General features: G+C 45.8%; 1 protein-coding gene. It reads left to right on the top strand.

Features of this window, described 5'->3' with window-relative positions:
• The coding region (locus J7439_RS25730) for an RAP domain-containing protein (protein WP_209204907.1) at positions 1-712 on the top strand (712 nt) is incomplete at both ends.

Raw genomic sequence — 712 nt, 5'->3', positions numbered from 1 at the left:
GTTGCTCCACGTGAATGCACAGAAGGACCAATTTAATGCCCAGGGTATTGCCAACCTGCTGTGGGCCACGGCCAAACTGGGTGAATTCGTTGAGCTGAACGTGTCTACCTCTACGTTCGAATCGCTCGTCTATCGAATCAGTGAGAACCTTCAGTTTTCTCAGGAAGGGATATCGATGTCTCTCTGGGGAGTCATGGTATACTGTGCCAGGTTGGCTCTATACTCTAATACCTATAAAAATAACGCGCTTGAAAAGCACATGGGTGACCTGTTGACTCGCCTGGAAAATACCTTGCCAGATAATAAAGATGATCAATCCGTCATGATCATGGCCGCCAGTTGGCTTGGCAGAGTCTCTCCGGTCGTCCCCCATTACCAGCAAACCATTTCAAAAATCCAGGCTGACTTCCGCGATCAACTCCAATCATCTATTCCATCTCTGAAGATTGAAGAAGAAAAGAGTCTGAACTCATTACCTCCCGTTGACCTGCTTTTGTCAGATCACAAGATTGTGATTGAAGTTCAGGGACCATATCACTACGTGGGTGGTGATTACAAAACCAGGAATGGTTCGACTCTGCTGAAAATTGCACTGCTGCAAAAAGCAGGATTTGAGGTCATTGAAATTCCAGGTAACATGCTCTTGAGTCAGGATTTAATGAAACCATACATTGATCAAATAAAGACCAGGATAAGCATCCCGCCAAAGGGG

The organism is Salinisphaera sp. G21_0, assembly GCF_017744115.1.
Taxonomy (GTDB): Bacteria; Pseudomonadota; Gammaproteobacteria; order Pseudomonadales; family Endozoicomonadaceae; genus Endozoicomonas.
The sequence above is the reverse complement of the archived record's forward strand: the minus strand, read 5'-3'. Positions and strand labels throughout refer to the sequence as shown.